This is a genomic window from Mesorhizobium sp. M7A.F.Ca.US.002.01.1.1, from assembly GCF_004022955.1.
GTDB classification, from domain to species: domain Bacteria; phylum Pseudomonadota; class Alphaproteobacteria; order Rhizobiales; family Rhizobiaceae; genus Mesorhizobium; species Mesorhizobium ciceri.
In genome coordinates this window covers 1-6,342 of sequence record NZ_RZQE01000346.1, presented here as the reverse complement: position 1 = coordinate 6,342, position 6,342 = coordinate 1, and the positions used below count along the sequence as shown (strand labels likewise).

9 protein-coding genes and 1 pseudogene are annotated in these 6,342 nt (G+C 59.4%); 4 read left to right on the top strand and 6 right to left on the bottom strand.

What is annotated here, in order from left to right; genetic code table 11:
• Both EN932_RS25940 and EN932_RS25935 read right to left on the bottom strand, forming a co-directional pair.
• A pseudogene (locus EN932_RS25940) lies at window positions 1-243 on the bottom strand (alpha-ketoglutarate-dependent dioxygenase AlkB); the annotation flags it as partial.
• Window positions 244-576: 333 nt separating this feature from the next.
• Window positions 577-1,326: a Crp/Fnr family transcriptional regulator gene (locus EN932_RS25935; protein ID WP_013531540.1), complete on the bottom strand. Its 750-nt coding sequence runs from the start codon at window positions 1,324-1,326 to the stop codon at window positions 577-579.
• A gap of 551 nt (window positions 1,327-1,877) precedes the next feature.
• Between EN932_RS25935 and EN932_RS25925 the strand changes: the two genes are divergently transcribed.
• The 4 genes from EN932_RS25925 to EN932_RS25910 all read left to right on the top strand — a co-directional run bounded on the left by EN932_RS25925 (window position 1,878) and on the right by EN932_RS25910 (window position 3,295).
• Window positions 1,878-2,177 carry a PRC-barrel domain-containing protein gene (locus EN932_RS25925; RefSeq protein ID WP_013531539.1) on the top strand — a complete coding sequence of 100 codons (300 nt, stop codon included), beginning with the start codon at window positions 1,878-1,880 and terminating at the stop codon, window positions 2,175-2,177.
• 73 nt (window positions 2,178-2,250) lie between these two features.
• Window positions 2,251-2,685, top strand: a complete 435-nt coding sequence (locus EN932_RS25920; RefSeq protein ID WP_013531538.1) for a GFA family protein — start codon at window positions 2,251-2,253, stop codon at window positions 2,683-2,685.
• Window positions 2,686-2,765: 80 nt separating this feature from the next.
• Window positions 2,766-2,966: a KTSC domain-containing protein gene (locus EN932_RS25915; protein ID WP_013531537.1), complete on the top strand. Its 201-nt coding sequence runs from the start codon at window positions 2,766-2,768 to the stop codon at window positions 2,964-2,966.
• 164 nt (window positions 2,967-3,130) lie between these two features.
• Window positions 3,131-3,295: a hypothetical protein gene (locus EN932_RS25910; protein WP_013531536.1), complete on the top strand. Its 165-nt coding sequence runs from the start codon at window positions 3,131-3,133 to the stop codon at window positions 3,293-3,295.
• 57 nt (window positions 3,296-3,352) lie between these two features.
• Here the strand turns inward: EN932_RS25910 and EN932_RS25905 are convergent, their stop codons facing one another.
• The 4 genes from EN932_RS25905 to EN932_RS25890 all read right to left on the bottom strand — a co-directional run.
• Window positions 3,353-3,565, bottom strand: a complete 213-nt coding sequence (locus EN932_RS25905) for a hypothetical protein (protein WP_063168031.1) — start codon at window positions 3,563-3,565, stop codon at window positions 3,353-3,355.
• A gap of 91 nt (window positions 3,566-3,656) precedes the next feature.
• Window positions 3,657-3,896, bottom strand: coding sequence for a hypothetical protein (locus EN932_RS25900; protein ID WP_013531534.1), 240 nt, complete (start codon window positions 3,894-3,896; stop codon window positions 3,657-3,659).
• 205 nt (window positions 3,897-4,101) lie between these two features.
• Complete coding sequence (locus EN932_RS25895) at window positions 4,102-5,280, bottom strand: acetate/propionate family kinase (RefSeq protein WP_127369072.1); 1,179 nt, start codon at window positions 5,278-5,280, stop codon at window positions 4,102-4,104.
• The coding region (locus tag EN932_RS25890) for a phosphoketolase family protein (protein ID WP_164890621.1) at window positions 5,277-6,342 on the bottom strand (1,066 nt) is incomplete at its 5' end. The genes EN932_RS25890 and EN932_RS25895, both read right to left, overlap by 4 nt.

Below are 6,342 nucleotides of genomic sequence, written 5' to 3'. Positions count from 1 at the left end.
GCCACGGAAATCGAACGCCTCGAACGGAAGGCCTTCCAGATGCCGGGCGAGTTCCGTTTCTTCTTGCGCCGTGATCAACTCGGGCTGATAGAAGAAACCTTCCGGTAGGTCGTCGGCAGCACCAAAGAGATCGTGCTGAAGCCCGGATGAGCCGGAGTCGAGTGTTTTCGATTTGGGTGTCGCCATCCCAGCTAAGATGGTGAAGGCCAGCCCGCCTGGCAATATCGGAACCTGGCCAGCCAATCTGCACCCACCCTGCGGACGTCACCCCAACGACGGACAGGGCCTGCCAATCCGGATTTTATCGAGGGACTGTATTCAACTCAGGATTTCGCGAGCATGCCTTGAACGCGACCGAGGGAGTTGCGTGCATGTACGTACGGTTCTTACCAAACCGTGAGCCTTCGTTGCCAGTTGCTTGTCGGCAACTAGATTGGCAACGCGGCATCCCCAAAACATGCCGCAGTGGCCGGCGCGGGTTTAGGCAACGGTGTCTCACCGGCATCATCGCGCCGGCCACTCGAAATGTCCTGTTGTCGGCTCAGTGGCGGAGAAGCCTCCGTTGGCCCGGCGCGCTCAAACGAGAGGCCGCTCCTGCCTCGCGGGATGCTTCGAGCCCAAATCTCCGACCAGCCGGCGGTACTGGGTTTCGGGTGGACCGTAAGAATCTCGCGCCAACGTCATGAGACCGTCTCGATCGCGGATCGTAATCTCTCCGCGGCGCGCTCGGATATAACCATAACTTTCGATCATCTGGAGGCCGACGGTAACCCCCGGACGCCTCACACCAAGCATGATGGACAGAAATTCATGGGTTATCATAAGCCTGTCGCCGACAGTGCGGTCGCTGCACATCAAAAGCCATCTTGCCAGTCGAACTTCCAGGCTCTGCCGCGCGTTGATCGATGCCGTATAGCTTGTCTGAACATGGAAATATTGGACATAGCGCAACAGGAACGACCGCAATGTAGGGCTGTCCTCCAGGGCTTCGACGAAGGGGGCAGCCTCTATCCGGAGAGCCTCGCATGTCGACTGGACGTAACAATCAAAGTTGGCCTGGTCGTCCCCCATGACCAGGGCCGAACCGGTCATTCCTTCGAACCCGATGATTCCGACTTCGGCTTCGGTCGCAGGCGAAGTCCTCGCCACTACCGAGGCCAGCCCGCTTTCCAGAAAGTAGACGGCTTCGATCTTCTGCCCCGCGGTCTCCAGCGGCGCGCGCAACTCAAGAAAAACACTCGCCAGATGCGGACGTAGCCGCGCGAAATCGTCCGCGCTCATCCGGCGAAGCAATTCGCTCTTGGCTTGCAGTGTCTGGTAATCCACGAGACTCTTTTCCCTTGGGCAAGAGCACTGGGATCTCTTAGCCGGCCGCGCCCGTCGAACGAGCGGACGGTAACGAACCATAGACTTCGTCTCGCGCAGCACTAGACGGGCGGGCGCGTTGGTATGAAACCGACAGTTACTGCTGAAGACTCGAAGGCCTTGTTGGCTGACTATCTTTCGCCAGCAAACGAGCCTCCCGCAAGATAGAGGCGCGATCGAACCCGAGGAGCGATATGATTTCGCGTATCTGTTGTTCAGTGGCGCCTGTATCCCGCGCCAGCGCGGTCATCGCGCCCACTGGCAGACCGGGGTGCTCGGGCTCCTTCGTGATGGGCAAGAGCGATGGTCACTCCCAAGCGTCAGCGCCCCAACTGTGCTGCTGACGATTTCCTTTTGTACGCTTCCGTACGGAGCTTTGCGAGTCAATTCGGACGGAGGCTGAGTTGAGGCTTCTAGCGTCCTTGCGTCGTCCGTCCGTCGCCCCCGGAATTGTTCGGAACGATTGCTCGGCTGAGAGGTTCAAATATTCCACCCAACAGGAGTCTCGAAAGATGGATCACACCAACCACGTACGCCTCACAAGCACCGAACTGACACCAGACATTCTCGAAGACGCCACGATTTACGACGCAGACGACAACAAAGTCGGCAGCGTTTCGCATGTGCACGGCTCAGGAGCCGCCAGTCAGGTCGTCATCGATGTCGGCGGCTTTCTCGGCATTGGCGCCAAGCCGGTGGCCGTTCCCGCAAGCCAGTTGGAATTCATGCGCGATGAAGACGGCGACGTTCACGCGGTGACGAACTGGACCAAGGATCAGCTCAAGAGCATGCCCGAGCATCACGATGCATGATTTCAAGGACTTCACCTTGAACGGGAGCGGCCACTCGGCCGCTCTCTCTTAGGCGCAACAGGGTGGACAGACGATGCGGCGCGAAACCGGAGCCTGCTTCTGCGGAGGGATCGCCGCAGCCCTGGACGGAGAGCCTTTCTGGATATGCTACGATCACGACGACGATTGCCGCCGGGCCATCGGAAGTCCGCTGACGATCTGGGTTGGTTACCGGCCGAAGCAATTTCAGCTCCTCAGAGGGACGCCGAAGGCCTTTTCCCAAACGCCAGGCGTCACCCGCACGTTCTGCCCAGACTGTGGAAGCTCGATAGGCTATAGCGACGAAGGCCTGCCGGACGAGTTCTATGTGACGATCGGCTTCTTTGACAACCCTGAAGGGTTTCGGCCGCAAGCCCATGCCTATTGGGACCTGAGGCTGCCGTGGATCGAGTTTGATGACAGCCTGCCACGCATCGACCGATATTCAAGGAAGCGCGACCCGAAGTTCGGCAACCCGCGCGACCGGTAGTCGCGGTGCGTGACGCCAGGATATCGGCGGAACCTGACGATCGCTAACGGGTTATTCGGGCAGACCTGTCGGGTGCGACCATGCCATCGACCGTGATCCGAAATGCGCAATACGATCCCGCCACCAGGATCCTGTCGGTCTGGTTTGTGCCGAGCGGCAGACGCTACGAATATGAGGATGTTGCACCGGCAACTTATGCCGCTTTCACCAAAGCTTCCTCAAAAGGCCGCTTCTTCAATGAGTTCATCCGCGACCGCCATCGGTACCGCCGCGTGGCGTGACAAGTTTGGACATGAGCAGGCGATGCACGGAACCTGACCGGCATCGTCTCGTTGACGTCTCGTCGTCGAAGCAAGCCAGGCAACGACAGTGTTCATCTGAACATGCTCAGGTGTTCGCACCGGCAAAGATCGATCGGAAAAGGCTTCAAGGGAGTTCAAGAGCCATGACGGCCAAGAAGCAGAAGACCGAAAGCAAGGACAAGAAGGCATTGCGCTTGGCAGAGACCACCGACGTCTCACCCAAGCAGGCCAAGGAGCTCATGCAAAAGCATGGCAAGGACAACCCCAAGGTCGAGAAGGAAGCCAGAAACTTCAAGGCGGAAGGATAGTATCCGCATGAGGCGACCTGTATGGCCCCTGCAGGTGATCGGCCAGGCAATTCGGGATTAAGGGGGTGCCCCGGCCTTTTCGGCCGCGAGCGCAAAAGGAAAGCGCAGCACCAGGTTGCGGTTCTCGTCAAAAATCTCGAAGGTCAATCCGGTACGCAGCGGCCTGCCATGCAGCAGCTCTTCGGCAAGGATTTCCTTCGCCGACGCCATCGCGTTTTCCTCAGCGCTCGCGAGATCAGAAAATTCCTGGCCCTCGGGATCCTCCTGCAAGCTTCCGCTCTCATCTCGAAGGTCGAAAAAGTACCTGGACATGTCGACTGAACTCCTGCTCATCGCGATGGTGGCATCGGAAGCGCCAGCCTCAGACTTCAGTGCCTGATGTCCCCGGATTGTCGAAGAGCACAGCGAGGCCATGCTCGATGGCGCAGGCCGCTATCAGATCATCGAAGGCCTTTCCGGAAAGCGGGCAACTTGGCATCACCTCTCGAATTGCGGTCCCGGCCTTGGCGGTAGAGATCACATCGTGGCGTTTCTTGCGTGTCTCGACATATTGCTCGACCAGGATTTTCAGGCGCCTCACCGCAACGTCGTCCGTAAACATGGATCCTCAGCCAATGCCTGAAGTAAGGCTGTCGGCCTGATCATCGGCCGACGATCTCGGGGTTAGCCGGGATTGCTCGCACAATATTTCTATGGGCAGTTGGTTCCCCCGACCGCTTGCTTGGTAATTTTCGTACAGGGAATACCCTTGCCCGCGCTTTCATCGGGCCGAATCGACAGCGATTTTCCGATGCCGAGGCGAGCGTTCAGGCTTGCATCACCATGCGGCTGTGACGTGCAACGACACTTTCCTCATCGGTCGCAATCACCCGTACTTCCACCTTGCTCTCGGGACGACTGAGGATCTCGGCGTGGGTGTTGTTGGCGCGATCTTCAAGCACCACGCCAAGCCAGGTCAATTTTTCGCATATGGCCTTGCGGATGGTCGCGGACCGTTCGCCGATGCCGGCGGTGAACACCAGGCATTCAAGGCCACCCATCGTGTTTGCAAGCGCCGCGGCCTCTCTCGCGGCGCGAAAGGCGAAAAGCGCCATCGCCTCTTGCGCGCGAGGATCATTGCTCGCTTCGAGCGTCCTCATGTCGCCGGAAATCCCGGATACGCCGAGCAGGCCCGACTTCTCGTAGAGCATCGCCTGCAGTTCTTCCGCCGCGATGCCTCTTTCCAGCAGGAAATACAACAGCACGCCGGGATCGATGGCGCCGCACCGCGTGCCCATGACGAGGCCATCCAGGGCCGAAAAACCCATCGTGGTATCGATGCTTTTGCCCCCGTGCAGGGCGCAAAGACTTGCCCCATTGCCGAGATGGGCGACGATCGTGTGTTTCGCCGCGAAAATTGGCGATATCTCGCTGAGCCGCCCGGCGATGTATTCATAGGAGAGACCGTGGAACCCGTAGCGGCGCAAGCCTTGCTCTTCATACTGGCGCGGAAGGGCAAAGCGCCGCACGAGCGGATCGATCGTCTGGTGGAAAGCGGTGTCGAAACAGCCAACCTGTGGCAGGTCCGGTTGCAAGGCGGCTATTGCACGGACGGGCGCGAGACTGCGAGGCTGATGCAGCGGAGCAAGCGGCGTAAGTCTGTCGATGGCGTCGATGATGTATGGGGTCAGACGGACAGGTTCGATGAACTCGCTTCCGCCATGCACGATGCGATGGCCGGCGCAGATCAGGTTTCTTTCCCCAATTTCGCCCTGCACCCAATTCAGCATCTCGCCTATGGCCGCGTCACGCCGCTTGTCGGCGGTGAGCGGCCGATCGCACTGCACCGTTCCGTCGGCCGCTTTTGCGCGCAGTGTGGGTTTGTCGCCCAGGTCCAGCGTGCCGCGTGAAACGAGTTGCATATCCCGTGATGAGACAAGATCGTAAAGCGCGAACTTGATGCTGGACGAGCCGGCATTCAGCGCCAGGATCGACCGACGCATCATTGGCGCCCCTTTGTCGCGGCTTTGTCGGGCCAGCTCCATTTCTGGATTTCGGGCATGTCTTCGCCGTGCTCGCGCACATAGGCCTTGTGCTTCGCCAACCTGCCGTGGAGTTCGCCGGCAAGCCCTTCGGCCCTTTCGGCCAGTCCCGGCACGCGTTCGATGGCGGCGAGCGCGAGATGGTAGCGGTCGAGTTCATTGAGCACCACCATGTCGAATGGCGTCGTCGTGGTGCCCTCCTCGCGGAAGCCATGCACATGCATGTTGTCATGGTTGGCGCGGCGGTATGTCAGGCGATGAATGAGATAGGGATAGCCGTGATAGGCGAAGATGACGGGCCGTGTTTTCGTGAACAACGCGTCGAAGTCCCCGTCGGGCAGGCCGTGCGGATGCTCCGTGTTCGACTGCAATGTCATCAGGTCGACAACATTGACGACGCGGATTTTCAGGTCGGGGATCGCGGAGCGCAGAATGTCTGTCGCGGCCAGTGTTTCCAGGGTCGGCACATCGCCGGCGCAGGCCATGACCACATCGGGCTCCTCGTGCTGAGCAACCGTGCCGGCCCATTCCCAGATGCCCGCTCCAGCTTTGCAATGCGCTCCGGCTTCTTCAATGGACAGCCATTGCGGTCCCGGCTGCTTGCCGGCGGTGATGACATTGATGCGGTTATAGGTTCTCAGGCAATGATCGGTGATCCACAACAGGGTGTTGGCGTCCGGCGGGAAATAGAGCCTTACCGTGTCGGCCTTCTTGTTGGCGACCAGATCGGCAAAGCCCGGATCCTGATGGCTGAAACCATTGTGATCCTGCCGCCAGACATGCGAGGTCAAAAGGTAATTGAGCGAGGCGATCGGCTTGCGCCAAGCGAGCTCGCCGGAGGTCTTCAGCCATTTGGCATGCTGGTTGACCATCGAATCGACGATATGAATGAAGGCCTCATAGCATGAAAACAGGCCATGCCGGCCGGTGAGCAGATAGCCTTCAAGCCAGCCCTGGCAGAGATGCTCGCTCAGCACTTCCATGACGCGACCATCACGGGAAAGATGGACGTCATAGGGCTCGATG

Excerpts from the sequence above, each read along its gene's own strand:
- EN932_RS25910 (WP_013531536.1), top strand. The coding sequence starts at position 3,131 with ATGACGGCCAAGAAGCAGAAGACCGAAAGCAAGGACAAGAAGGCATTG.
- EN932_RS25915 (WP_013531537.1), top strand. The coding sequence starts at position 2,766 with ATGCCATCGACCGTGATCCGAAATGCGCAATACGATCCCGCCACCAGG.
- EN932_RS25900 (WP_013531534.1), bottom strand. The coding sequence starts at position 3,896 with ATGTTTACGGACGACGTTGCGGTGAGGCGCCTGAAAATCCTGGTCGAG.
- EN932_RS25895 (WP_127369072.1), bottom strand. The coding sequence starts at position 5,280 with ATGATGCGTCGGTCGATCCTGGCGCTGAATGCCGGCTCGTCCAGCATC.
- EN932_RS25925 (WP_013531539.1), top strand. The coding sequence starts at position 1,878 with ATGGATCACACCAACCACGTACGCCTCACAAGCACCGAACTGACACCA.
- EN932_RS25920 (WP_013531538.1), top strand. The coding sequence starts at position 2,251 with ATGCGGCGCGAAACCGGAGCCTGCTTCTGCGGAGGGATCGCCGCAGCC.